This window comes from Ruegeria sp., assembly GCF_040830605.1.
In the GTDB taxonomy this organism is placed as follows: Bacteria; Pseudomonadota; Alphaproteobacteria; order Rhodobacterales; family Rhodobacteraceae; genus Ruegeria.
The window spans coordinates 25089-50090 of sequence record NZ_JBFOMD010000010.1 but is presented as its reverse complement, the minus strand read 5'-3'; the positions used below and the strand labels follow the sequence as shown (position 1 = coordinate 50090).

Annotated in this window: 19 protein-coding genes; 14 read left to right on the top strand and 5 right to left on the bottom strand. The window is 60.1% G+C overall.

The window, feature by feature from the left end; translation table 11 throughout:
- The first annotated feature begins 54 nt into the window (after window positions 1–54).
- Entirely contained in the window at window positions 55–774 is a 720-nt protein-coding gene (locus AB3N21_RS16130) for a winged helix-turn-helix transcriptional regulator (RefSeq protein WP_367936181.1), read from the top strand.
- A gap of 136 nt (window positions 775–910) precedes the next feature.
- On the opposite strand, the gene AB3N21_RS16125 is transcribed toward AB3N21_RS16130, so the two are convergent.
- Window positions 911–1684: a FadR/GntR family transcriptional regulator gene (locus AB3N21_RS16125; protein ID WP_367936180.1), complete on the bottom strand. Its 774-nt coding sequence runs from the start codon at window positions 1682–1684 to the stop codon at window positions 911–913.
- A 332-nt stretch (window positions 1685–2016) separates the two neighbouring features.
- On the opposite strand from AB3N21_RS16125, the gene AB3N21_RS16120 reads away from it, so the two are divergent.
- The 11 genes from AB3N21_RS16120 (at window position 2017) to AB3N21_RS16070 (ending at window position 18892) form a co-directional block, all read left to right on the top strand.
- Window positions 2017–3069 (top strand): TRAP transporter substrate-binding protein, encoded by a 1053-nt coding sequence (locus AB3N21_RS16120; RefSeq protein WP_367936179.1) that lies wholly within the window; start codon window positions 2017–2019, stop codon window positions 3067–3069.
- 128 nt (window positions 3070–3197) lie between these two features.
- A complete protein-coding gene (locus tag AB3N21_RS16115; protein ID WP_367936178.1) occupies window positions 3198–5264 on the top strand; it encodes a TRAP transporter large permease subunit in 2067 nt (688 codons plus the stop codon).
- A 13-nt stretch (window positions 5265–5277) separates the two neighbouring features.
- Window positions 5278–6960: a D-lactate dehydrogenase gene (gene dld / locus AB3N21_RS16110; protein ID WP_367936177.1), complete on the top strand. Its 1683-nt coding sequence runs from the start codon at window positions 5278–5280 to the stop codon at window positions 6958–6960.
- 249 nt (window positions 6961–7209) lie between these two features.
- Entirely contained in the window at window positions 7210–7794 is a 585-nt protein-coding gene (locus tag AB3N21_RS16105; RefSeq protein WP_367936176.1) for an ANTAR domain-containing response regulator, read from the top strand.
- On the top strand, window positions 7791–8960 hold the full coding sequence (locus AB3N21_RS16100; protein ID WP_367936175.1) for an ABC transporter substrate-binding protein: 1170 nt from the start codon (window positions 7791–7793) through the stop codon (window positions 8958–8960). Before AB3N21_RS16105 ends, AB3N21_RS16100 begins: the two co-directional genes overlap by 4 nt.
- A gap of 295 nt (window positions 8961–9255) precedes the next feature.
- Window positions 9256–10623, top strand: a complete 1368-nt coding sequence (locus AB3N21_RS16095) for a CmpA/NrtA family ABC transporter substrate-binding protein (protein WP_367936174.1) — start codon at window positions 9256–9258, stop codon at window positions 10621–10623.
- A gap of 72 nt (window positions 10624–10695) precedes the next feature.
- Window positions 10696–11778 carry an ABC transporter permease gene (locus AB3N21_RS16090; protein WP_367936173.1) on the top strand — a complete coding sequence of 361 codons (1083 nt, stop codon included), beginning with the start codon at window positions 10696–10698 and terminating at the stop codon, window positions 11776–11778.
- A gap of 5 nt (window positions 11779–11783) precedes the next feature.
- On the top strand, window positions 11784–13463 hold the full coding sequence (locus AB3N21_RS16085) for an ABC transporter ATP-binding protein (protein WP_367936172.1): 1680 nt from the start codon (window positions 11784–11786) through the stop codon (window positions 13461–13463).
- 4 nt (window positions 13464–13467) lie between these two features.
- Window positions 13468–15903 carry a nitrite reductase large subunit NirB gene (nirB, locus tag AB3N21_RS16080; protein ID WP_367936171.1) on the top strand — a complete coding sequence of 812 codons (2436 nt, stop codon included), beginning with the start codon at window positions 13468–13470 and terminating at the stop codon, window positions 15901–15903.
- On the top strand, window positions 15900–16232 hold the full coding sequence (gene nirD, locus AB3N21_RS16075; protein ID WP_367936170.1) for a nitrite reductase small subunit NirD: 333 nt from the start codon (window positions 15900–15902) through the stop codon (window positions 16230–16232). The genes nirB and nirD overlap by 4 nt, the downstream gene beginning before the upstream one ends.
- Window positions 16232–18892, top strand: coding sequence for a molybdopterin-dependent oxidoreductase (locus AB3N21_RS16070; RefSeq protein ID WP_367936169.1), 2661 nt, complete (start codon window positions 16232–16234; stop codon window positions 18890–18892). The genes nirD and AB3N21_RS16070 overlap by 1 nt, the downstream gene beginning before the upstream one ends.
- Window positions 18893–19165: 273 nt before the next feature.
- On the opposite strand, the gene AB3N21_RS16065 is transcribed toward AB3N21_RS16070, so the two are convergent.
- From AB3N21_RS16065 to AB3N21_RS16050, 4 genes are all read right to left on the bottom strand, one after another.
- Window positions 19166–19969 (bottom strand): ABC transporter permease, encoded by an 804-nt coding sequence (locus AB3N21_RS16065; RefSeq protein WP_367936168.1) that lies wholly within the window; start codon window positions 19967–19969, stop codon window positions 19166–19168.
- Entirely contained in the window at window positions 19966–20802 is an 837-nt protein-coding gene (locus tag AB3N21_RS16060; protein ID WP_367936167.1) for an ABC transporter permease, read from the bottom strand. The genes AB3N21_RS16065 and AB3N21_RS16060 overlap by 4 nt, the downstream gene beginning before the upstream one ends.
- A 72-nt stretch (window positions 20803–20874) precedes the next feature.
- Window positions 20875–22017, bottom strand: coding sequence for an extracellular solute-binding protein (locus AB3N21_RS16055; protein WP_367936166.1), 1143 nt, complete (start codon window positions 22015–22017; stop codon window positions 20875–20877).
- Window positions 22018–22033: 16 nt separating this feature from the next.
- The gene (locus tag AB3N21_RS16050) at window positions 22034–23206 is read right to left on the bottom strand and encodes an ABC transporter ATP-binding protein (protein ID WP_367936165.1); all 1173 of its coding nucleotides are present in this window, start codon (window positions 23204–23206) and stop codon (window positions 22034–22036) included.
- A 131-nt stretch (window positions 23207–23337) separates the two neighbouring features.
- Here AB3N21_RS16050 and AB3N21_RS16045 point away from each other — a divergent pair, with 131 nt between their 5' ends.
- Window positions 23338–24363 (top strand): LacI family DNA-binding transcriptional regulator, encoded by a 1026-nt coding sequence (locus AB3N21_RS16045; RefSeq protein WP_367936164.1) that lies wholly within the window; start codon window positions 23338–23340, stop codon window positions 24361–24363.
- Window positions 24364–24365: 2 nt separating this feature from the next.
- On the top strand, window positions 24366–24914 hold the full coding sequence (locus AB3N21_RS16040; protein WP_367936163.1) for a 2'-5' RNA ligase family protein: 549 nt from the start codon (window positions 24366–24368) through the stop codon (window positions 24912–24914).
- The last annotated feature ends 88 nt before the right edge of the window (window positions 24915–25002 follow it).

The following is a 25002-nucleotide window of genomic DNA, read 5'->3' as shown; positions in this document are numbered from 1 at the left end:
GATCGGGACTATACTCCAGCGCGCGGTCCACCGTTAACGCAGGAGGCCTGGATCATGACGACCAAACCCTATGGCCTGTATTGTCCCACATCGAAAGCCTGTGAGATCCTTCTGCCGCGCTGGACGATCCAGATTCTGGGTGAGCTTTGGGGCGGTTCGACCCGGTTCAACGAAATCAAACGCGGACTGCCCGGCATTTCACCCACTTTGCTGACAAAACGGCTCAAGGAGATGCAGGAGAACGGCCTGCTGGAGCGGGTGGAAGATCGGGCAACCGGGTCCATCGACTATATCAGAACGGACAAGGCCGCCGAGTTGGACGAAGTTCTGACCATTCTCGCCAAATGGGCACAACGCCACATCAAGGCGGAAATTGCGCTCGAAGATCGGGATGCCGATTTGCTGATGTGGAACGTGCGGCGTCAGGTGGATGTTGATGAACTGCCGCCCAAACGCAACGTGATGCGTTTCAACTTCTCAGATGCGACGTCGCCGGCATCAACCTATTGGCTCATCACAAAACCCGGTGAAACGGTGGAACTATGCGCAAGCGATCCGGGCTTTGATGTTGATCTTTATGTTGAAACGGAAGTCACCATCATGACCGGATTCTATCTCGGCCGCAGGTCGTTCGAGCGGGATCTCGAAGACGGGCGAATATTCATGAGTGGCGATCCGAGGCTCATCAAGAACTTTAGGCGATGGTTCAAGTTCAGCATGCATTCCCACGCGGATGATATTGCTCTGGTTGATGATCACGCAGGTTTGGGTTGATACCCGGTACGGGATCACAATCATCTTCTCTTCGTCGCTGTCGGCAACCGATCGTGGTCTACGCGAAAACCCGCACCGCAGCGTGTCCGGCAAGGCTGAGCGGACGCGGGTCGGTTGGTGGCAGATTTGATTGAGCCTAAGCTGAAAACTGACGCCGTTTGGCGGCGCGGATTTCCCGCGCCTGTTGTTCCTGACCGGTGCGGAAGGACGTTTCCACAAAGTCCATGTGATGCCGCGCCGCAGCCTCGGCCCGGTCGGGATCGCCGTCCAGGATCGCCTGCGCAATGTCCTTGTGCTGCTGCAACAGCGCCTCGCCGGTGCCGTCCATCGTGCGCAGGAACCGGCGGTTATAGAACACCCCCTGACGGGTCAGGTCATAGATCGACGCCATCATATGGATCAGGGTCGTGTTCTGGCTGGCATCCACAACCGCTGCATGAAGACGAAAATCCGCCTCCTGGCTGGCGTCCATGTCATCCTCTTCCCACGCCTTCTGCATATCCGCGATGGTCTCGGCAATGCGTTCCTTGTCGGATTGGGTCGCCCGTTGCGCGGCCAGCCGGCTGGCAAAGGCCTCTTGCTCGCGCCGGTACTCAAGATAGTCGTAAAACGCGCCGCCATGCCGGGAGTATAACGACAGCAGCGCTGGCGACATAGCGCGACCGGTCAGCGGCGCAATGAATGTCCCCTCGCCATGGCGCACGGTTACAAGGCCACGCTGTTCCAGCTTTTGAAGCGCCTCGCGCAGCTTGGGGCGGGATACCTCCATGGCCTCGGCAAGATCGCGTTCAGAGGGCAGTTTGCGGCCTTCCTTGAGGATGCCATCGACAATCATCGTCTCGATCTGATCGACCACGGCATCGGCGACTGATTCGTGGCCTACGGGATCAAAAGGGCTGTTGTTGCTCATGTTCGGAACCGCGCGATCCGGAAAACCGGATATTTCTAGTTGTCCTTAAAATTTACCACTGATGGATCACATTGCAAGAAGAAATACCCAAAACTACGGATACGTAAGATCTCATTATCCAGCTGTAAATAAACAAAAAGCAGAAAACCCTCATCCAAAATGGTCAAATTTCACGAAATACCAGCACCGACGACTTCTCTGCTTGAGCGCAGCCAGTGGTAAATAAAATTATTGACGAATTACAGAGGTAAACATAATTTACCATTCATGCCGCTCAAGCGGTGAGACCGGCAGCTGACGCAAAGGCTGACCTGCACTTTGGAGGAGAAATTATGAAGACTACCCTGACCTCGCTCGCCGTTGCGGCCTCGCTACTGGCTGCACCGGCAGTTCAGGCGGCAGACAAGATGCTGCTGAAGACCCCGATCGCATTTTCGACCGCCCTGCCCGGCCTCGGCTCGCCGATCCCGCGCGTGGCCGAGCAGTTGGACCTGATGTCCGGCGGAACGCTGAAGATGAAGGTTTACGAGCCGGGCAAACTGGTTCCGCCGTTCGAGATCCTCGACGCCGTATCCTCGGGCAAGATCAATTCGGGCTACACCACCGCTGGCTACTGGGCCGGCAAGATCCCCGCCGCTCCACTGTTCTCGGCGGTGCCCTTCGGCCCCGAAGCGGGCGAATACATGGCGTGGCTCTACTATGGCAATGGCCTGAGCCTGTATCAGGAGATGTATGACCAGGCCGGCTTCAACGTCCACGTTATCCCCTGCGCCATCATCGCCCCCGAAACCTCGGGCTGGTTTGCAACCGAAATCAACAGCCCCGAAGACCTGAACGGCCTCAAGATGCGGTTCTTTGGACTTGGCGGTGAAGTCATGCAGAAACTGGGCGTGGCCACTTCGCTGCTGCCCGGTGGCGAAATCTTCCCCGCGCTGGAAAAGGGCGCCATTGACGCGACCGAGTTTTCGATGCCCGCTATCGATGCACGTCTGGGCTTCCACAAGCTGGTCAAATACAACTACTTCCCCGGCTGGCACCAGCAGGCCACCGTGTTTGAGTTGATGGTCAACAAGGACGTCTGGAACGAAGCCAGCGACCAGCACAAGGCGATCATCGAAAATGCCTGCAAGGCATCGATGGCCGACAGCTTTGCCGAAGGAGAGGCGATCCAGCACGCGGCGCTGATCGACAATGTCGAAAACAACGGCGTTCAAATCAAGCAGTGGAATGAAGAGATGCTGGCCACCTTCCGCAAAACTTGGGAAGAGGTCGCCGCCGAGCAGGCCGCCAATGACGAATTCTTCAACAAGGTCCTGACGGATATGAACGAATTCCGCGAAGGCTATGCCGTGTGGAAAGAAAACGCGTTCCTCCCCCGCAAGTGATTTAGCCACTTGCGCCCGTTTGGGGGCGGTCTCGATCCGCCCCCAAACATTCCCCTTCTGATTTTCGTCATTTTTGAACCGACCGGGCGCATTCACGTCCCCAACGCCTAATTCTCGAGGAGGAGACCATGGCCGAGACACAGCGGACTCAGAACGACCCGATCGAAGTCTATGAAAGCATCCTTGAACATGGTGAGCCCGACCGCCAGAAACTGGCCGTCGCCATCGACAACGGCGTCAAGGGCATCGGTCATGTGGTCATGTGGGCCAACCTGCTGCTGGTTGCGGCCATCGTCTCACAGGTGGCGCTGCGCTACCTGCTGAATCAGAACTATCCCAAGCTCGATGAGATCCAGTGGCATTTCTACGGGCTGGTGACGATGGTCGGCATCTCTTACGCGCTGGTCACGGACAGCCATGTGCGGGTCGACCTGCTGCACATGCAACTCAGCCAGCGCGCCCGGCGGATTATCGAGGTCATCGGTATCTTCGCCCTGCTGGTGCCGTTCATCTATCTGATGGTCGATCAGGGATACGACTATTTCTATGAAAGCTGGCGGGTAAACGAGTCCTCCGACAGCCCAACGGGCCTGCCCGCGCGTTGGGCACTGAAGGGCGTGATCCCGGCCAGCTTCATTCTGCTGGCTCTGGCGGCGACGGCAAGGTTGATCCACGACGTCCATGCTCTGTTCGCCAATCTGGAAGAAGAGCGTCAGGGCAAGGGCCTGCGCCTCATTTTCTGGGCCTTGCTGGGGTTCGCTGTGGTGGCGGTTGCGCTGACCTTCCTCGTCGAGACGACCGAGGAAAAGCTGGTCATCGCCATGTTCCTGACCTTCATCGCGCTCCTGTTCACCGGTTTCCCGGTGGCTTGGACGCTGGCCGGGGTCGGGGTGGCCTATTGCGGTCTCGCCTACCTGTTCGACAACGGCATGATGAACTGGACCGGGCTTGAGGAAACGCTGACCGGTCTGGACTATCTGACACTGGGCGCCGTGGTGAACCGCGTCTACGCCACCATGTCGAACGCGGTTCTCGTGGCGCTGCCGATGTTCATCTTCATGGGGCTGATGCTGGACGAATCCGGCGTGGCCGAGCGTCTCATGTCCTCGATGCAGCGCCTATTCGGTACCGTCCGTGGCGGGCTGGCCATCACGGTCACCATGATCGGCATTATCCTGGCCGCCTCGACCGGCATTATCGGCGCCTCGGTGGTTCTGCTGGGTGTACTGTCGCTGCCCTCGATGATGGAACAGAAATACAACCCCTCGCTGGCCGCGGGCGTGGTGTCGGCCAGCGGAACACTGGGCATCCTGATCCCGCCTTCAATCATGCTGGTGATCATGGCCGACCAGATGGCGCTGTCCGTCGGTGACCTGTTCATGGCAGCAGTCTTTCCCGGTGTGATCATCGGGGCCCTGTACCTGACCTATATCTTCGTGATCGCGCTGATCAAACGCGATGTGGCCCCGGTGCCCGAGGGTGCCACCCGCCCCGACTGGGCCGCGGTCAAAGACGTGCTGATCGCCGTTCTGCCGACGCTGGGGCTGATCCTCGCCGTGCTGGGGTCGATCTTTGCGGGGCTGACCACACCAACCGAAGCCTCAGGCGTGGGCGCATTGGGCGCGACGCTGCTGGCGCTCGGCTACCGTAAACTGACGCTGGCCAAGCTGGTGAACGTGCTTAAGTCAACCTTCAACACCACCGCCTATATCTTTGCGATCTTTCTGGGCGCGACGGTGTTCTCGTATGTGTTGCGGGAACTGGGCGGCGACGCGTTGATCGAAGAGATGATCCAGGGAACCGGCCTTGGTCCGAACGGCACCGTGTTCATGATCCTGTTCATCGTGTTCCTGTTGGGCTTCGTTCTGGACTGGATCGAGATCACGCTGATCGTGCTGCCCCTGATGCGCCCCATCGTGAACGGGCTTGGCCTGGATATCGAAGGGTTCGGTGTCATCGACGAACCGGCGCTGGTGTGGTTCGTGATCCTTGTGGCGGTGACGCTGCAGACCTCGTTCCTGACACCACCGGTTGGTTTCGCGCTGTTCTACCTCAAAGGCGTCTGCCCACCCGAGATCAAGCTGACCGACATTTACAAGGGAATCATCCCCTTCGTGATCCTGCAGCTGACCGGCCTGTTCTTCGTCTTCCTGTGGCCGCAGCTGGCAACGTGGTTGCCCTCGGTCGCGTATTAGGGAGGATCCTGGGATGACCGATGCCGAGCTGATCAAGCGCTTTCAGGCCATTTGCGGGCGGCGGCACGTGCTGACCGGCGCCCGCCGCACCCGCCGCTTTCGCCGGGGCTTTCGGTCGGGCGAGGGTGAGGCGCTGGCGGTGGTGCAGCCCGCCACATTGCTGGAACAGTGGAGGGTGCTCAAGGCCTGCGTCGCCGCCGACAAGATCGTCATCATGCAGGCGGCCAATACCGGGCTGACCGAAGGTTCGACACCCAAGGGGGTCTATGACCGCGACGTGGTCCTGATCAACACCCGCCGCATGGATCAACTGCAGCTTATCAACGAGGGCAAGCAGGTCATCAGCTTTCCCGGCTCGACCCTGTTTGCGCTGGAAAAGCTGCTGGACCCCATCGGCAGGCAGCCCCATTCGGTGATCGGATCGTCCTGCATCGGGGCCTCGGTCATCGGTGGCGTGTGCAACAACTCAGGCGGCTCGCTGGTCGAGCGCGGCCCGTCCTATACCGAACTCTCGCTCCATGCCCGCATCACGCAGGATGGCGCGCTGGAACTGGTCAACCATCTGGGCATCCGTCTGGGGGACACACCCGAAGAAATCCTGACCCGCCTGCAACAGGGCGATTTCCGGCCCGAGGACATCGAGACCGACAACCGCAAGGCCTCGGATACCGATTATGCCCGCCGCGTGCGCAATGTGGATGCGGACACGCCAGCCCGCTTCAACGCGGACAAATCGCGGCTCTATGAGGCATCGGGCTGTGCCGGCAAGCTCGCGGTCTTTGCCGTGCGTCTGGACACCTATCCCAAAAACGAAAGCGAGCGCACCTTCTATGTCGGTGCGCAGGACACCGCCGCCCTGACCGCTTTGCGCCGCCGTATCCTGTCGGAATTCCGGACCCTGCCGGTCAGCGCCGAATACATGCATGAAGAGGTCTTCGACATCTCTGATCGCTACGGCAAGGACACGATGGTGATGATCGACAAACTGGGCACCGACCGGTTGCCCACGTTCTTCGCCCTCAAGGGCGCGGTGGACGCCCGGCTCGAGGGCGTGCCGGGTCTTGCGAATTTCACCGACCGGTTCATGCAATTCGCCATGCGCTTCTGGCCCGACGTTCTGCCCCGCCGGATGCGGGCCTTCCGCGACCGTTTTTCCCACCACCTGATCCTGAAAATGCGTGACGGAGGGATCGACGAAGCCCGCGCCCTGCTGTCCGACATGACCGCGGGTGGCCAATTGGATTTCTTCGAATGCGACCCGCGCGAGGCCAAGATCGCCGGGCTGCACAGATTTGCGGCCGCGGGGGCAGCCGTTCGGTACATGAAAGTCCACGCGCATGAGGTGGAAGACATCATCGCGCTCGACATCGCATTGCGCCGCAACGACGCGGACTGGTTCGAGGACCTGCCGTCAGAGATATCGGACCAACTGGTCAGCAGGCTCTACTACGGCCACTTCATGTGCCATGTGCTTCATCAGGACTACATCGTGAAAAAGGGCGCCGACCCCAAGGCGTTGAAGGCCGCGATGCTGCAAATCCTGGACCACCGCGGCGCCGAATACCCGGCAGAGCACAACGTCGGCCATCTGTACCCGGCCAAACCCGACCTGGCCGCGTTCTACAAGGCCGTGGACCCTACAAACAGCATGAACCCAGGGCTTGGCATGATGTCGCGTAACAAGAACTATACGTGACCTGCAAAGCCAGTTCATTGGCTTAGTGTGACAGCGACAAGCACTGTTTCTACTATCACCAGTCCCTTGTCATCTGGTCGACAACCCACTCACCGGTCCAATCGCCGAAACTCGTCTGCATCGCATTCTGCGTGGTTTTTCAGCAGATCCAAACATTCTGCTGACAGGTTGGGCGCGACGCGTGTGTTTTCGTCATTGCTGGAGTGGATGGCATTGTCACCGCCAAAGCAATTGCGCAGCCCAAAGGGCATGAACCGCAATTTGACCGTCGTAGTTGTTGAACAAAACCGTGATCGTGCAGTCGCGATTGTCGATGCGCTAAATGAGTCAGAGAACGTCGATGTGTATGTGATCGGCAATGCCTCGGGGCTCGCACATGAGATCGCCACGCACAGCCCCGATATTGTGCTGATCGACATCGATAACCCGTCACGCGACATGCTTGAAGAGCTGACAATTGCGTCTGGTCCGATGGAGCGGCCAGTGGCAATGTTCGTGTCCGGCGCTGCAGGGGGGCTTGCCAAAGCCGCCGTTGAGGCCGGAGTGTCCGCATATGTTGTCGACGGCCTACAAGCAGAGAGGATCAAGCCGGTCATAGACACCGCGATTGCCAGGTTTCAGGTTCTGCGCCAGATGCGGACCGAACTTGCCGAGACCCGCCGCGCATTGGAAGAGCGCAAGGTGATTGATCGGGCAAAGGGGCTTCTGATGAAGGCCAAAGGCATTCAGGAAGACGAAGCCTACGCTTTGCTGCGCAAGACCGCGATGAACCAGAACCGCCGCGTTGCCGATGTGGCCGAGGCGCTGGTGACGGCATCCGGGCTTCTGTCATGAGAACGGTCTCTCTTCCCGTTGCGTATATGCCGCTGGTCGACGCGGCCCCTTTGATCGTTGCGCACGAGATGGGATTTGACCATGCCGAAGGAGTGTCGCTGGATCTGCACCCGGCGCCGTCCTGGTCGTCACTGCGGGACATGTTGGCCTTTGGGCATGTCGATGCCGCCCATCTGTTATCCCCGATCCCGGTTGCGACCAGATTGGGACTGGGCGGCATCGCAACCCCTCTGTCGGCCGTTTCGGTGCTCTCGCTGAATGGCAACGTCATCGGAGTTGGTCGCAGGCTGGAAAAGCTGCTTCGCGCGCAGGGTTACCCGTTTGATTTCCATGACGCGACAGCCGCTGGAGCAGCACTCGCTCGGGTCGCGGATGGCCCGCTGGTCTTTGGTGTGCCGTTTCCGTTTTCGATGCATGTCGAGCTTCTGCGGTATTGGGTGGAAGGAACCGAATTGGCGTCGACGCAGGTTGAGATTCGAACAGTTCCGCCAGCGTTGATGGCCCGAGCGCTTGCGGCGGGTGAGATCGACGCTTTTTGTGTTGGAGAGCCTTGGGGTTCCGTCTCGGTCGATGATCAGGTCGGCGCATTGCTGCTGCCCGGGCGCGCGATATGGTCCTGTGCGCCCGAAAAGGTGCTGGCAGTCAGGTCGGAATGGGCTGATACCGAGCCGCATCTGCTGGGCAGCCTCATGCGCGCCGTTTGGCGGGCAGGTCGGTGGCTGTCGAGCGCGGGAAGCACGACAACCGCCGCCGAAATGCTGGCGCGTAAGTCCTATCTGAATGTATCCCCGGAACTGATTGACCGTGCGTTGTCGGGTGCGTTCGCGATCTCCTCCCGGGGTGAGCAGCGTCGTGTTGACCGATTTGTTGAATTCCATGAGGGCGCAGCCACATTCCCCTGGCGCAGTCAGGCAAAGTGGATTGCGCGCCGCCTGGCGGAAAGAAACGGTCTGGACGCCGTGGATGCCGAGCGTCGGGCCGCCGGGGTTTTCCGCAGCGACCTGTACCGGCGTGAGCTGCAAGGCGCAGGGGCGGAATTGCCGGGCGCTTCGGCAAAGCTGGAAGGCGCGAATCCTCACGAGGATGCCGTGGCATCGGCCCAAGGCGGCCTGATCCTGCCTCCAAACGTGTTTTTTGACCGTCGAATTTTTGAGCCATCTGAATAGCTTTGCACATTCTTTTTGCACTGCAGCGTAAAAGAATGCTGCATCGCAGAAAAAATCGGGTGCCAAGATCTGTTTCGGGGTGACGGAACACTTCGTTGATGGCTTAATCCAACCATCGGCAGGCAACGACGCCCACCGAAGGAATTCGCCCAACGCAATGGGCAACAATCAAGAGCAAAGCCGCTCGACCAACCGCCTTGTCCTCCCGGCGGTTTGTGTCGGCGGCTTTTTTGTTTGCCCAGACCGCATCTGGGCTGTCACCCGTCCCTCATGGGCCGGACCGAAAGGGACCGAGATGAAAAGACTTCTTCTGAGCCTTGCAGCGACCACCGCGCTCGCCTCACCCGCAATGGCCGAAATGCTAGAGCTGGAAAAAGACGAGCTGACCTTCGGCTTCATCAAACTGACAGATATGGCGCCGCTGGCCGTGGCCTATGAGCAGGGGTACTTTCTGGACGAAGGTCTCTTTGTCACGCTTGAGGCGCAAGCCAACTGGAAGGTCTTGCTGGATGGTGTGATCGACGGTCAGCTGGACGGAGCGCATATGCTGGCGGGTCAGCCGCTGGCCGCGACAATCGGATATGGGACCGAAGCGCACATCGTCACACCGTTCTCGATGGACCTGAACGGCAACGGTATCACAGTGTCCAATGAAATCTGGGAAGAGATGAAGCCCAATATCCCGGTGATGGATGACGGCCGCCCGCAGCATCCGATCAGCGCCGAGGCTCTGGCTCCAGTGGTCGAGAGGTACAAATCCGAAGGCAAGCCCTTCAACATGGGCATGGTCTTCCCGGTTTCGACCCACAATTACGAACTGCGCTACTGGTTGGCCGCCGGTGGTCTACATCCGGGCTTCTACAGCCCTGAAAACGTGACCGGTCAGATCGGCGCGGACGTGTTCCTGTCCGTGACCCCTCCCCCGCAGATGCCTGCAACATTGGAGGCTGGCACCATCTATGGCTACTGCGTTGGCGAACCGTGGAACCAGCAGGCCGTGTTCAAAGGCATCGGTGTTCCGGTGATCACCGACTATGAGCTGTGGAGGAACAACCCCGAAAAGGTCATCGGCATCACAGCCGAGTTTGCTGAGGAATACCCGAACACCACTCTTGCCGTGACCAAGGCGCTGATCCGTGCGGCAATGTGGCTGGATGAAAACGACAATGCCAACCGCCCCGAAGCCGTCGAAATCCTGAGCCGCCCGGAATATGTGGGCGCGGATTATGACGTCATCGCCGCCTCGATGACCGGCACTTTCGAATACGAAAAAGGCGACAAGCGCGAAGTCCCGGATTTCAACGTTTTCTTCCGCTACAACGCGACCTACCCTTTCTATTCGGACGCCGTCTGGTACCTGACCCAGATGCGCCGCTGGGGCCAGATCGCCGAGGCCAAGCCCGACAGCTGGTACGACGAAGTAGCCAAGTCCGTCTACAAACCCGACATCTACCTCGAAGCCGCGCGCCTGTTGGTCGATGAAGGGCTAGCGGACGAGGCTGACTTCCCCTGGGACAGCGATGGCTACAAGGCCCCGACACCGGCCGAGGACATCATCGACGGCATCGCCTATGACGGCCGCGCCCCCAACGCCTATCTCGAAAGCCTGTCCATCGGTCTGAAGGGCGATCAGAAGATCGTCGGCTCGGACGTACAAGGCTAACCCCCCAATGCCGCGCCCGGCCATCGCCGGGCGTGCGCCCCAAAGTGCCCCGCCATCGCAAGGACACATCAGATGACAACGGTCGATCCCGAATTCAACGCAGACGCCACCCGCGAGGAGCGTCGCGCCCGCCTGTTCACCCGCATCAACGCCGCAGATAAATGGTTTCAGGTTCTGGGCCTCAGCTGGGCCACGCCAGTCCTGAAGGCCGCCGCCGGAGACAACCCACGCGCCCAGATGACCGAGATTTGGCGGTTGCTGATCGTACCCCTGCTGTCGATCTGTGCCTTCCTGCTGCTCTGGGCCACACTGGCTCCGAAAGTGCAAACTTCACTGGGTGCGGTCCCCGGGCCGTCACAGGTTTGGGCCGAGATGGTCAACCTGAATGAGGATGCGCAGGCCAAGGCCGCCAAACGCGCCAAGTTCGAGGCCATGGTTGAAACGCGGAACCAGAAGCTGATCGATGCGGGCAGGGCGGATGAGGTCAAGCAAGTCGCCTATACTGGCGCTCCGTCCTACTACCAGCAAATCTGGACCTCGATCAAAACCGTGTTTTTCGGCTTTCTGATCGCCACTGTTATCGCTGTCCCCCTTGGCATCGCTGCGGGCCTGTCACCGACCGCAAATGCGGCGCTGAACCCGTTGATCCAGATTTTTAAACCGGTCTCACCTCTGGCATGGTTGCCGATCGTGACCATGATCGTCTCGGCGATCTACGTCACCAATGATGGATGGTTTGCCAAGTCCTTCCTAATCTCGGCCATCACAGTGACCCTATGCTCGCTGTGGCCGACGCTGATCAACACCGCGCTGGGTGTGGCATCCATCGACAAGGATCTGGTGAACGTTTCCAAGGTATTGAAAATGAACACCTATACCAAGATCACCAAGCTGGTGCTGCCCTCGGCCCTGCCACTGATCTTCACCGGCCTGCGTCTGTCGCTGGGCGTCGGCTGGATGGTCCTGATCGCAGCCGAAATGCTGGCACAAAACCCCGGTCTGGGCAAATTCGTCTGGGATGAGTTCCAGAACGGCTCGTCCAGCTCACTCGCCAAGATCATGGTTGCGGTCTTCACCATCGGCATCATCGGCTTCCTGCTGGACCGGGTGATGTACGCACTGCAATCCCTCTTTACCTTCACGAACAACAGGTGAGCGTGATGAGCATTCTGAGCTTCAAGAACGCCTCGAAATCCTTTGGCGAGGGTACCGCGCGCGCGGATGTGCTGAACGGGATCGACCTGGACGTGCATGAGGGTGAGTTTCTGGTGATCCTCGGCTTTTCGGGCACCGGCAAAACCACCCTGATCAACCTGATGGCTGGGTTGGATACTCCGACCAGCGGGGAGGTCACGTTCAAAGGTGCCCCGATCAAAGGGCCGGGGCCGGAACGGGGCGTGATCTTCCAGAACTACTCGCTGATGCCGTGGCTGACGGTCAGCGGCAATGTGGGTCTGGCGGTTGATACGGTTTTCCCCGGGCTCAGCAAGACCGAGAAGTCCGAGAAGGTCGCGCATTATGTCCAGATGGTGGGCCTCAGCCACGCTGCGACGCGTCGCCCGGCGGAACTGTCCGGCGGGATGCGCCAGCGGGTCAATGTGGCCCGAGCCTTGTCGATGAACCCTGAAGTGTTGCTGCTGGATGAGCCGCTGTCCGCGCTCGACGCTTTGACCCGTGCCAACCTGGCGGATGAGATCGAGCACATCTGGGAGGTCGACAAGAAGACCTGCGTACTGATCACCAATGATGTGGATGAGGCGATCATTCTGGCTGACCGTATCATCGCTCTGAACCCTGATGGGACTTTGGGGCAAGAGTTCCGCGTCTCAATCCCCCGTCCGCGGGACCGGGGGGCGATGAACAACGATGAGACTTTCAAACGGCTACGCGCGGACGTCACCAAATACCTTATGGATGTGGGGATTGAGGCCAAGGTTGAAGGATCCCGCATCCTGCCCGACGTGACACCGATTCACGGCGTGCCGACGGCGGTGGCCGAGGCGCAGAAGGGGATGATCGAAAACCGCTTCCTCGATTTCTCGCAACTGCACAAGGTTTATCCGACCCCCAAAGGCCCGCTGACCGTGGTCGAGGATTTCGACCTCAAGATCGACAAAGGTGAATTCATCTCGCTGATCGGGCACTCGGGCTGCGGTAAATCCACGGTTCTGACCATGGCCGCCGGGCTGAATGACATCTCAAAAGGCGCAATCAAGCTGGATGGTCGTCACGTCGAAGGGGCCGATCCCGAGCGCGCAGTGGTATTCCAGTCGCCCAACCTGTTCCCTTGGCTCAGTGCCAAAGAGAACGTCGCCATCGGCGTCGACAAGGTCTATCCCAAGGCCAGCATCGCCGAGCGGCAGGATGTCGTTGAATACTATCTGGAACGCGTTGGCCTGGCCGATGCGATGGACAAGTCCGCTTCGGACCTGTCGAACGGTATGAAGCAACGCGTCGGCATCGCCCGCGCCTTTGCCCTGTCCCCAAAACTGCTGCTGTTGGATGAGCCCTTCGGGATGCTCGACAGCCTGACGCGTTGGGAATTACAGGAAGTGCTGATGGAGGTCTGGTCCCGCACCAAGGTCACCGCGATCTGCGTGACCCATGATGTGGACGAGGCGATCCTGCTGGCTGACCGGGTGGTGATGATGACCAACGGCCCCCAAGCAACAATAGGCAAAATCACCAAGGTCGACCTGCCGCGCCCACGGACGCGTAAAGCCTTGCTGGAACACCCGGATTACTACGCCTACCGGCAGGAAGTCCTCGATTTCCTTGAAGAGTATGAACACGGCGCCAAGCCGAAAACGCCCGCCCCCAAGGCGATTGCAGCGGAGTGAAACCATGAAACAAAGATTGGTCGTCATAGGCGCAGGCATGGCCTCTGGCCGGGTGCTGGAACACCTGACCGACGCCGCGCCCGACGCGTTCGACATCACCCTGTTCAACGCCGAGCCACGCGGGAACTATAACCGCATCATGCTCAGCCCGGTTCTGTCGGGCGAGAAAACCTATGAAGAAATCATAACCCATGATGAGAACTGGTATGCCGCGCGTGGCATCACCTGCCGCTTTGGCGAGCATGTGGTGAATATCGACCCAGAGATGAAGGTAGTCGAGGGCGAGAAGGGGCATGTCCCCTATGACAAGCTGGTGATCGCAACCGGTTCCGCCCCTTTCATCATTCCAGTTCCCGGCAACAACCTGCAGGGTGTGATCACTTATCGGGATATGGACGACACCAACGCGATGATTGACGCGGCTGATGAAGGCGGCAATGCGGTCGTGATCGGCGGCGGTTTGTTGGGTTTGGAGGCGGCAGCCGGACTGACCGAACGCGGCATGAATGTAACCGTGGTGCACCTGATGGGGCACTTGATGGAAAGGCAGTTGGACGAGGCCGCTGGGTATTTGCTGCGCAAAGATCTAGAAAAGCGCGGGATCAGCGTTCTGACACAGGCGTCGACCAAGGCGGTTCTCGGCGAGGACCGGGCCGAGGCCGTTCTTCTAGAAAGCGGCGACGTATTGCCCGCCGATCTGGTGGTGATGGCAGTTGGCATCCGGCCCGAAACGCGCCTGGCAACCGATGCCGGGCTGGATGTGGCACGCGGCATCGAGGTGAACGCGCAGTTGCAATCCTCGGACCCGGACATCTACGCGGTTGGGGAGTGCGTCGAGTTCGACGGGCATCTCTTCGGCCTTGTTGCACCGCTTTATGATCAGGCGAAGGTTCTGGCCCAAAGCCTGTTGGGAGAAGCGGACGCCTTTGTTGTCAGAGAATTGGCGACCAAGCTGAAAGTCACCGGATGCGATCTGTTCAGCGCTGGCGATTTTGCCGATGGCCCGGGCCGCGAGGACATTGTCTTCCGCGACCCCTCGCGCGGAGTCTACAAACGGCTTGTGATTGAGGAGGACCGTCTGGTTGGCGCTGTCATGTATGGCGACACCGCCGACGGCAACTGGTTCTTCGGCCTGATCAAGGACGGCACCAGCATCGAAGACATGCGTGACACGCTGATATTCGGACCGGCCTATCAGGGGGGCGACACCGCGGACCCTCTCTCAGCCGTTGCAGCATTGCCGCCTGAGGCGGAGATCTGTGGCTGCAACGGCGTATGCAAAGGCGACATTGTCGAGGCGATCAACGCGGGCGCCAGCGATCTGGGCGCGGTGCGCGCAAGTACAAAGGCCAGTGCTTCCTGCGGGACATGCACGGGGCTGGTCGAGCAAGTGCTGCAAGTCACTTTGGGCGACGACTTCCAGATTCCCACCGCGCAACCAATCTGCGGATGCACCGACCTGACCCACGAGGACGTGCGCCGCCTGATCAAGGGGCAAGAGTTGAAAAGCCAGGCCGCTGTCTGGCAGGAGTTGGGCTGGACAACGCCCAACGGCTGCCATGTCTGCCGTCCAGCGATCAACTATTACCTGCTGGCAGATTGGCCATTGGAGTATCAGGACGACCCGCAAAGCCGGTTCGTGAACGAACGCAAACACGCAAACATCCAGAAGGATGGCACCTTCAGTGTTGTACCGCGTATGTGGGGTGGGATCACCACGCCCGAAGAACTGCGCGCCATTGCTGATGCCGCCGACAAGTACGACGTGCCAACCGTCAAAGTCACCGGCGGTCAGCGCATCGACCTGCTGGGCGTGAAGGGTGAAGACCTGCCTGCGATCTGGTCGGATCTGAACAAGGCGGGGCTGGTGTCGGGGCACGCCTATTCCAAGGGCCTGCGCACGGTCAAAACCTGCGTCGGCACGGATCATTGCCGTTTTGGAACACAGGACAGCACCGGCCTCGGTATCAAGCTCGAGAAAATCCTGTGGGGATCTTGGACGCCTCACAAGCTGAAGCTGGCCGTTTCTGGCTGCCCGCGCAACTGCGCCGAGGCGACATGCAAGGACATCGGTGTCGTTTGTGTGGACTCGGGCTATCAGATCAGCATCGGTGGTGCCGCAGGTATGGACGTGAAAGAGACCGAACTGCTGTGTCAGGTACCCACCGAGGATGAAGCCATCGAGGTCGTGATGGCGGTCACGCAAGCGTACCGCGAAGGCGGTAAGTATCTGGATCGTCTGTATAAATGGCTGAGCAAGGTTGGCATGGATTGGGTCAAGGCTCAGGTCGTGGACGACATTGAGAACCGCGCAGCCCTGGTCGCCCGGTTCGAGCTGTCGCAAAGCATTTACCGCAAGGACCCATGGGCTGAACATGTACGGGAAAAGGCGCAGACCTACGCGCCGATTGCAGATTTCACACTGGAGGCTGCGGAATGAGTTGGATCGACATCGGACATATCGACGACGTGCCTCTGCGCGGGGCGCGGCTGGTGAAAACGCATATCGGCTGCATCGCCGTCTTTCGCACCGCCGAGACTGAAGTGTATGCGGCGACCAATAGCTGCCCTCACAAGGGCGGCCCCCTGTCCGAAGGCATCGTCCATGGCCAGTCGGTAACTTGCCCGCTGCACAACTGGGTTTTCGACTTGAACACAGGCGAGGCACAAGGTGCTGACAATGGCCGGATCACCACCTACCCCGTTCGCCTCGAAGACGGGCGCATCCTGCTGGACAATGGCGCGGTTGCCCGGCGGAGTGCGGCCTGATGGACGGCACCCTCCTCCCCGAGGTCCGCTCGACCTGTGCCTATTGCGGCGTCGGCTGCGGGGTCCTGCTGCGCTCGGACGGGGTTGGAGGGCTGGCGGTTCGCGGCGACCCGGACCACCCGGCCAACTACGGTCGTCTATGCTCTAAAGGTATGGCCTTGGGCGAAACGGTGGGTCTGGAGCATCGCTTGCTAACTCCGCAGGTCTTAGGCCAGGACTCAAACTGGAACGATGCGTTGCAGCTGGTAGCCGATCGGTTTTCAGACTCGATTGACAAGCACGGCCCTGACAGCGTGGCATTCTACGTCTCGGGCCAGTTGCTGACGGAAGACTACTACGTCGCCAACAAGCTGATGAAAGGGTTCATAGGATCCGCGAATATCGACACCAACTCTCGGCTGTGCATGGCCTCGACGGTAGCCGGCCACAAACGAGCGTTTGGAACCGACACAGTGCCAGGCACCTATGAGGATCTGGATCAGGCTGATCTTGTTGTTTTGGTTGGATCGAATTTGGCTTGGTGCCATCCGGTCCTCTATCAGCGCGTATTGGCGGCACGGCAATCCCGAGGAACCAGGATTGTTGTGATCGATCCGCGTCGCACCGCTAGCTGTGATCAGGCGGACCTCCATCTGGCCTTGAAGCCGGGAAGCGATGTCGCCCTCTTCAACCAGTTAATGACCAGAATTCACGAGGGCGGGCATGTCTCGCCGGAATTTCTGGCCCGGACCGTCGGAATCCAGGATGCGCTCGCCGCGGCTCAGCAAGATAGTACAGCGGTCACGGGCCTCACTGCCCACGAGATCGAAGCGTTCTGCGAGCTTTGGATCAAGACCGACCGTGTGGTCACGATCTTCAGTCAGGGTGTGAACCAATCCTCCAGCGGGACGGATAAGGTCAATGCAATCCTCAATTGCCATCTGGCAACCGGCCGGATCGGCCGCGAGGGGATGGGCCCATTTTCTGTGACAGGTCAACCCAACGCGATGGGCGGCCGTGAAGTGGGTGGGTTGGCCAATATGCTGACCTGCCATCTGGACATCGAAAACGCAGATCATCGCGATGCCGTGCAGCAGTTCTGGAATGCACCGGCCTTGCCTGAGAGCCCCGGACTTAAGGCCGTCGATCTGTTCCGCGCGGTGGACAACGGACAGATCAAAGCTCTGTGGATCATTCACACCAACCCGGCGGTCACCATGCCCAATGCCAACAAGGTTGCAAAAGCCATCGCGGCATGCCCGTTCACGGTCGTCAGCGACCTTACCGAGAAAACAGATACAGCGCGTTTGGCGGATGTTCTGCTACCCGCTGCCGGATGGGCAGAAAAAAGCGGCACTGTCACGAATTCCGACCGCACCATCAGCCGACAGCGCGCGGTCTTGCCTCCGCCGGGACAAGCGCGGCCCGATTGGGACATTCTGGCTGAGGTGGGGCGCCGTATGGGGTGGACCTCGGCTTTCGACTACCGGTCTCCTGCCGAGATCTTTCGTGAATTTGCAGCACTTTCGTCGGTTGCGAGCAGATTCAAAAAGGACTTCGATATTGCCGGACTGGCGGACATCACCGATGCCGCCTACGCGGAATTGGAGCCCATAAAGTGGCCGGTTCGCAAACACCGCAACGGCGGGAGGTTTTTCAGCGACGGGCGTTTCTTCCATCCTGACGGCAAGGCGCGGTTTGTGCCGGTACGTCACCGACCACCCGCGACAAAGACCGATCCGAAGTATCCCTTTTGCCTGAACACCGGTCGCATCCGGGATCAATGGCACACGATGACCCGCAGTGGATTGTCGCCCCGCCTGTCGGCGCACCTCGCCGAACCGTTTTTGGACATTCACCCCGAAGATGCCAAACGCCTTGATCTGTCCCCGGCAGACCTTGTCGAGGTGGAAAGCTCGGTGGGTCGCTCGATATTTCGGGCGCGCATGACTGATACCGTAGCGCCGGGTCAGGTCTTTGCACCGATTCACTGGACCGGCGAGACGGCACCGTCGGCACGCGTTAACGCGCTGGTTCCCAGCGTTACCGACCCTGTTTCCGGGCAGCCGGAAAGCAAGACCGTCGCGGTTTCCGTCCGCCGCATGAAGGCCGCCTGGTACGGATTTGCCATTTCAACCGCACCGATATCGCCACCTGTAGACTACTGGGCAACGGCCAGAACTCAGAAAGGATATCGAACGGAACTGGCCGGATACACTCCGGTAAATGACTGGGAGGAAACGGCACGCGGCTGGTTTGGGTTGCCGGACGCCGCGGTCATCGCAGCAGCCGATCCGGCACGGGGGGCCTATCGCCTTGCCTTGGCGGAACGGAACCGGCTGAAAGCGGCACTATTCATAGCGCCGGAACCGGCGGCGTTGATGCGTGACTATGTGTCGACTCAGCTCGAGACCGCACCTGAACAGGTATTAACCGGTCGCGCCCCTCCGACGTTGGAAGATCCCGGGCCGGTGATTTGCTCGTGTTTTGGGGTTGGGCTGAACACGATCGTTCGCGCGATCGAAGCGAAACGGGCGGTCAGTGTGGACGAGATTGGGGCGGTGCTTCAGGCCGGATCAAACTGCGGCTCCTGCCGTCCCGAACTCGCCGCACTGCTTACGGACCACTCAGCCTACGGAGGTCGCACAGTGCAGCGTGAGTTACAATGCGACACCATGTAGAGCGCTCAAAGCACGTGTTCGCAAAAGTATACTCCATCGCGTAGTTCTCCCCTGATCGCCCAGTTGTCCAACCACCAAAATTAGGTGTCTGAAATTGCGATGAGCGTCCGGAACATCCCGCGTCTCGATTGTGAAAACCCGAGGCGACGAATTGTCAGTTAGGATCGACCCCGATCGGAACAGCCTTGAACGATCCCTCCGGGAAATCTCCGCCTAGCCGAATTTTGCCGCAACCTCTGCAAATTGAAAACTCTGTTGGGTGCGTCCACGGGCTCAACTCCCCACCTTGGCCAGAACGTCGGATTTCAGGAAGCGTTCGATGAACAGCATGAACCCGACTGAGGGCACCAGCAGGATCAGTGCGGTGATCGACGCGATCTGGTAGTTGCCCTCCATCGACGCTGTGAACAGCAACAGGGGCATCGTCGTCACGTCCGGCACACCGACAAAGAATGTGCCGGTGAACTCATCCAGCGAGATCAGGAAGACGAAGATGGCGCTGGCCATCAGCCCGGGCAAAGCCAGCGGCAGGGTCACGGTGCGGAAGACGGTAAAGGGCGAGGCACCGATATTGGCGGCGGCCTCTTCCAGTTCGCGGTCCACGGCGGCAAAGGCGGCGGTGGCGATCCAGACGCTGAACACCAGCCCCTGAATGGTATGTACCAGCACCACACCGGTATAGGTGCCGTTCAGCCCCAGCCCGTAGAAGATGCGCGCGATGTTCATGTGCACCGCGATCGACGGAAACGCCTGCGGCAGCAGGAACAGGAGCAGAAACAGCGCCCGCCACGGCAATCTGCCGCGCCCCAGCGCAAGCCCTGCGGGAATGGCGACGGCCAGCGAGGCCAACACGGTGAACAGCGCGATCAGGACCGAGTTCCAGAGCGACTCCATGGCGTTGCCCTGCGGGCGGAACACCCGTTCCCAGAAGGAAAAGCCGTAGCTTTGCGGCAGTTTCGCAGGGAAATACCAGGTTTCGGCCACCGACCAGATCAGCATATTGGTGATCGGACCGAAGATGGCAAAGGCCAAGAGCGCCAGCAGCACGGCGGTGAGGGTGGAGCGCAGGATGCTCATGCCGGGTTACCTCCTTCACGGACGCCCTGCCTCAGATAGACCCAGGCGATAACGGCGGTCATGGCGTAGGAGATAAAGCCGAGCGCGTTGGCGACGCCGTAATCGGAATAGGCGTTGATGCGCCAGGCCATGTCGACGGTGATCATGGTGGGGGTCTGCGCGTTGATCATCATCGGCACCGAAAGCACCGACATCATGACCACATAAGACAGGATCAGCCCCACCATCAGCGTGGTCGCCACTTGCGGCACCACGATCTGGAACAGGATACGAGTGCGCCCAGCGCCCAAGTTGCGCGCCGCCTCGATGGTGGACCGGTCCAGCGCCGCCATGGCACCCGCCACCAGCAGCGCCACGAAAGGCGTCTGTTTCCACACGAAGGTGATGACGATGCCGCGCCAGTCGAGAAAGCTCGCCGCCTGCAGGGGCTCCATAAGCCCGGCCTGGACGATGATGTTGTTCATCATGCCGTTCTTGGCCAGAAAGGTTCGCATCAGCTGTGCAGCGACCACGAAGGGAATGAAGAGGGGCCAGCGGTAGAGCCAGCGCAGGATGGTCAGCGCCACCCGGTTCTCGCCCAGGGTCAGATAACCGCCGATGGCGACGGAAAGCGCGCCGATGATGGCGGTCGAGAGCGTGACGATGATCAGCGTGAACAGGATATCCGAGGAATAGAGCCCCCAGGACTTGATGAAATTCTGCAGGCCCCAGCCGCCCAACTCCTCATCCCGGAACGCCCAGATCAGGGAATAACCCAGCGGGTAGAGGAACAGCAGTCCCAGAAGGGCCAGCGCCGGGGCGATCAGGATCACGGATGTCTTGCGGTTGATCATGCGGTCAGGCCTGGGAACTTGGGGCGCGGGCCGCATGAGCAGCCCGCGCAAGGCTTCCGTGGGAGGTTCGGGTCAGTTGGAAACCTTCAGCTCATAGGCCTCGCGGATGTCGTCAAAGAACGGACCCAGCGGGAAAGGCTTACCCTTGGCGGCCAGATCCTCCGGGGTCACGTCGGTAAACAGCTTGTCCCAGACCGCCTTGTCCAGCGCGCCCTCGACATGCTGGGCATCGATCCCCGGATACCAGTTGAAGCGTTTGACGATGCCCTCGGCCTGCACCTCGGGGCTGGTGGCGAGTTCGATGAACTTGCGCGCGGCATCGGCGTTTTCAGCCTTGGCCGGGATCGCGTAGTAGTAGGGCTGGCCCGGCATCCCCGGTTCCGGCAACAGCAGCTTGAGACCCGGGTTCAGGCGGCCATCGGCCTGCCAAGTGTAGAACATGTCGACCCAGACCGGGCCCATCACGATCTCACCCCGGTTCATCATATCCAGCGTGCCCGCGTTACCGGGGGTAAACGTCACGTTCTCGTTGAACGCCTTCAGATCCGCCAGTGCCGCATCCCAGCCGTTCTTTAATTCGGGATCGTAAGGCCCGTTCATCAACTGGTCGGTATTGCCCGCATAGGCGTACATCCACGCGGCGGTAAAGGCGACGCCGGACATGCCGTTCTTGATGCCGTTATAGCCGAACGCACCCTTGTTTTCGGCGGTCCAGGTCTTGAGTTCATCAAAGCTGGCGGGCGGGTTCGAGACCAGATCGGGATTGTAGGCAATCGCGGTCTGGCTGTGGAACATCGGCATCACATAGCCCTCGACATCGGTACCCAGGGCCACCTTGGCGGTGTCGCGAGTGGCAAGCGAGCCGGTGCCGATATCGCCCACATATTGCTGCAACAGCCCTTCGGTCACCATCTCGCCAGTCTTGAGCTGGGTCATGACCACCACGTCGGTATCCCACGCATCGTTGCCGGCCTGCGCCTTGATCTTTTCAAGGATGGCCTGACTGCCCGCATTGCCGGGTCCGGTGCCCACGACATTCACTGTCCAGCCCGGATTCTGCTCTTCGAACAGGGGGCCGAGGTAATCGGTCACGTAGTCGACCATGTTCTGGCTGCCGCCCGAGGCCACGTTCAGAACGCCCTCGGCGTGCGCTGCGCCCGCGGTGACCAAAGCGATGGCCGCCGAGGCAAAAAGGTTTGCAATCTTGGGTCTCATGGTGTTTCTCCAAGGATCAGAGGTGTTGTGCGGCCTGCGTCGCCGCCTCTTTTCCGGTCACGGCTGTCTGGGACTTTGCTGGAAACAGACGTAGCGCCGTGGCCGGTACGCTTACATCGACAGGGCTGCCGATGGGCATCTTTGCGGGGTCGTCCGCCATGATGCGGGTGTGGCCCACCTGCACCTCGTGGCGATAGACCGACCCCAGATAGGAATGCTGCACGACCGTGCCGGGCAGGACGAGGCCGCCGTCCCGTGCATCGCTGAGCGAGGCCGCGTCGGAGTGAAACAGGATCTCGACGGCGCCATCGACAGGCTGCGGGAAATGCACTCCACTTTGTGAGCCGCCCGCAAGCGGCAGGTGATGGGGCTGGCCGTCAACCTCAAGCTGCACCGCACTGCCGTCAATCCGGGCGCTGCCCGACAGCGCGTTGCCTGCGCCCATGAACCGCGCCACGTAAGGATTGGCGGGGGTGTGAAAGACCTCCTCCGGTGTGCCGACCTGCGCGATGCGGCCCTGATTCAGGATCACCACCCGGTCGGCCATCGACATCGCCTCTTCCCGGTCATGGGTGACCAGCACGGTGGTCAGGCCCAGCCGTTGCTGCAAACTGCGGATCTCGTGACGCATGTTGGCGCGGATGCCGGCATCGAGGTTGGAAAGCGGCTCGTCCAGCAGCAACACCGGCGGGTCGATGGCCAGCGCGCGAGCCAGCGCAACCCTCTGCCGCTGGCCGCCCGAAAGTGCTGCGATCTTGCGGTGAACCAGATCGCCCAGCCCCACCAGGTCGGCCATCTCGGCCACCCGCGCATCGATCTCGGCACGGGATTTGCGCCGCAGCCGCAGCCCATAGCCGATATTCTGCGCCACATTCATATGCGGCCACAGCGCATAGGACTGGAACATCATCGCCATGCCGCGCGCTTCGGGCTTGGTTCGGCTCATGTCCCGGCCATCGACGCTGATGGTGCCGCCGCGCACCGGCACGAACCCGGCAAGCGCCCTGAGCAGCGTGGTCTTGCCGCAGCCCGAAGCACCCAGCAGCGCGATGAACTCGCCCGCGTGCACATCCAGATTGATGCCCGACAGCACGTCCTGCTCGGCGTAACCCACCCGCAGGTCCCTCAGCGCGATCTCGGCCCCCAACGTGCCAGAGGCAGTTTCGATATCGGCCGGAGCAAGCATCATTTTGCGTCTTTCATAATTCTGCTACACAGATTGTGCACACGTGTTCATATAACGGTAGGGAATGACAGGTTTATGACGCAAGCCTGAATTTCGTAGATTGCAAAAAAGACTGGCCCAAGGTGGGTGACAAGGTGAGACAACAGACGGATCGAGGCAAAGACGGCAAGCCCCGTCGCATAACCGCCGAGCAGGTGGCCAAAGCGGCCGGCGTGTCGCGGTCGGCCGTGTCCCGTGCCTTTACGCCGGGCGCCTATGTGGACAAAGCCAAGCGCGAACGAATTCTGTTTGTAGCACAAGAGCTTGGCTATCGCCCCAACGCGCTGGCAGCTGGGCTGCAGAGCAATGGCAGATCCAACCTCGTGGCCATTGTGACGGGCGATCTGGTGAACCATTTCGACAGCGAGATTCTGGCCAAACTGATGCAGGGTCTGAACGCCATGGGCAAATGGCCGGTGGTGCTGGGCGGGTCGGATGACATTTCCGAGGCCGAGGTGCTGGGCGTGCTCGGATACCCGCTGGATGCACTGATTCTGCGCGGCGGCAGCGTGGGCGAATCAGTGGCAACCCACTGCGCCAAGCTGAACATCCCGGTGATCGTCTCGGGCCGGAACATGCAGACCGAAGGCGTGGACAGCGTCTGTTGCGACAATGAACGCGGCGCCGAAATCGCGGTTCAGCAACTTCTGGCGCGCGGCTGTCGGCGGCTCGGGTATATCGGCGGTCTGACCTATCTCTCGTCAGATCAGGAACGCCGCGCCGGGTTCGAGGCGGCGATGGCAACCGCGGGAATGGCGCCCGTCGCAATGCTGCAATCGGATTACAGTTTCGAAGGTGGCTATGCGGCGGTGAAAAACCTGCTGAGCCAGACCACCGAAATCGACGGCCTGTTCTGCGCCAACGACGCAATGGCCCTGGGTGCTATGTCGGCGGCACAGAAGGAGTTCGGGCTGAAGGTTCCGAATGACCTCGCGATTATCGGATTTGATGACATCGCCATGGCCGCCTGGCCCAGCTTCAACCTGTCGACCATCCGCAACGATATGGATCGGACCGTCTCACACATCCTGCGCTTGCTGGGCGAACGGCTCGACGCGCCGGGCAAGGCCAGCGAAACCATAAGGATTGAACCCCAATTTATCGCCCGAGGAACCCACTGAAAATGACCGACGACACCGCGCTCTATTCGGTGTGGCTCGCCCCGAACGAGCCCGTTTTGTCCGAGTTACAGGTACTTGTGCAGGAGTTCGCGCGGGTCCGCTTGGCACCTTCCTTTCTTCCGCACTTGACCCTGCTGGGCGATCTGCCAGTCAGTCAGGCGAAACTGGCACAAATCTTGTCTCAACACGCCCCCCGCATCCCCGCGCAGGAGTTGACGGTCACTGGGGTGACTGTCGGTGATAGTTTCTTCAAATCTATCTACCTGCAACTCTCCTGCCCACCACAGTTGTCAGCCGCGCAGTCAGCACTGGCTCAGGCGTTGCCGGCCACCGCAAACCCAGGTCGGTTCGATCCCCATGTCAGCGTGGTTTACGGAGCAGTGGAGTGCAGTACGCAGCAAGGAATCCACGCTACATTACAGCGCTTTATCGGCAGCACCCTTCGTTTCGAACGCATGCAGCTTGTCCGCTCCAGCCAGAATACGCCAGTGATCGATTGGCAAGTCCTCAAGGAGTTTGCTCTGCCCAACGAACCTGAATCCGTCTACTGAGTTTGTTGCTGCTCTAGCTTCGGAAAACGAGAAGTCTGCGATAGAAGCTCGTAACCTTAACATTTGCAAAAAATTGATAGATTGTGCT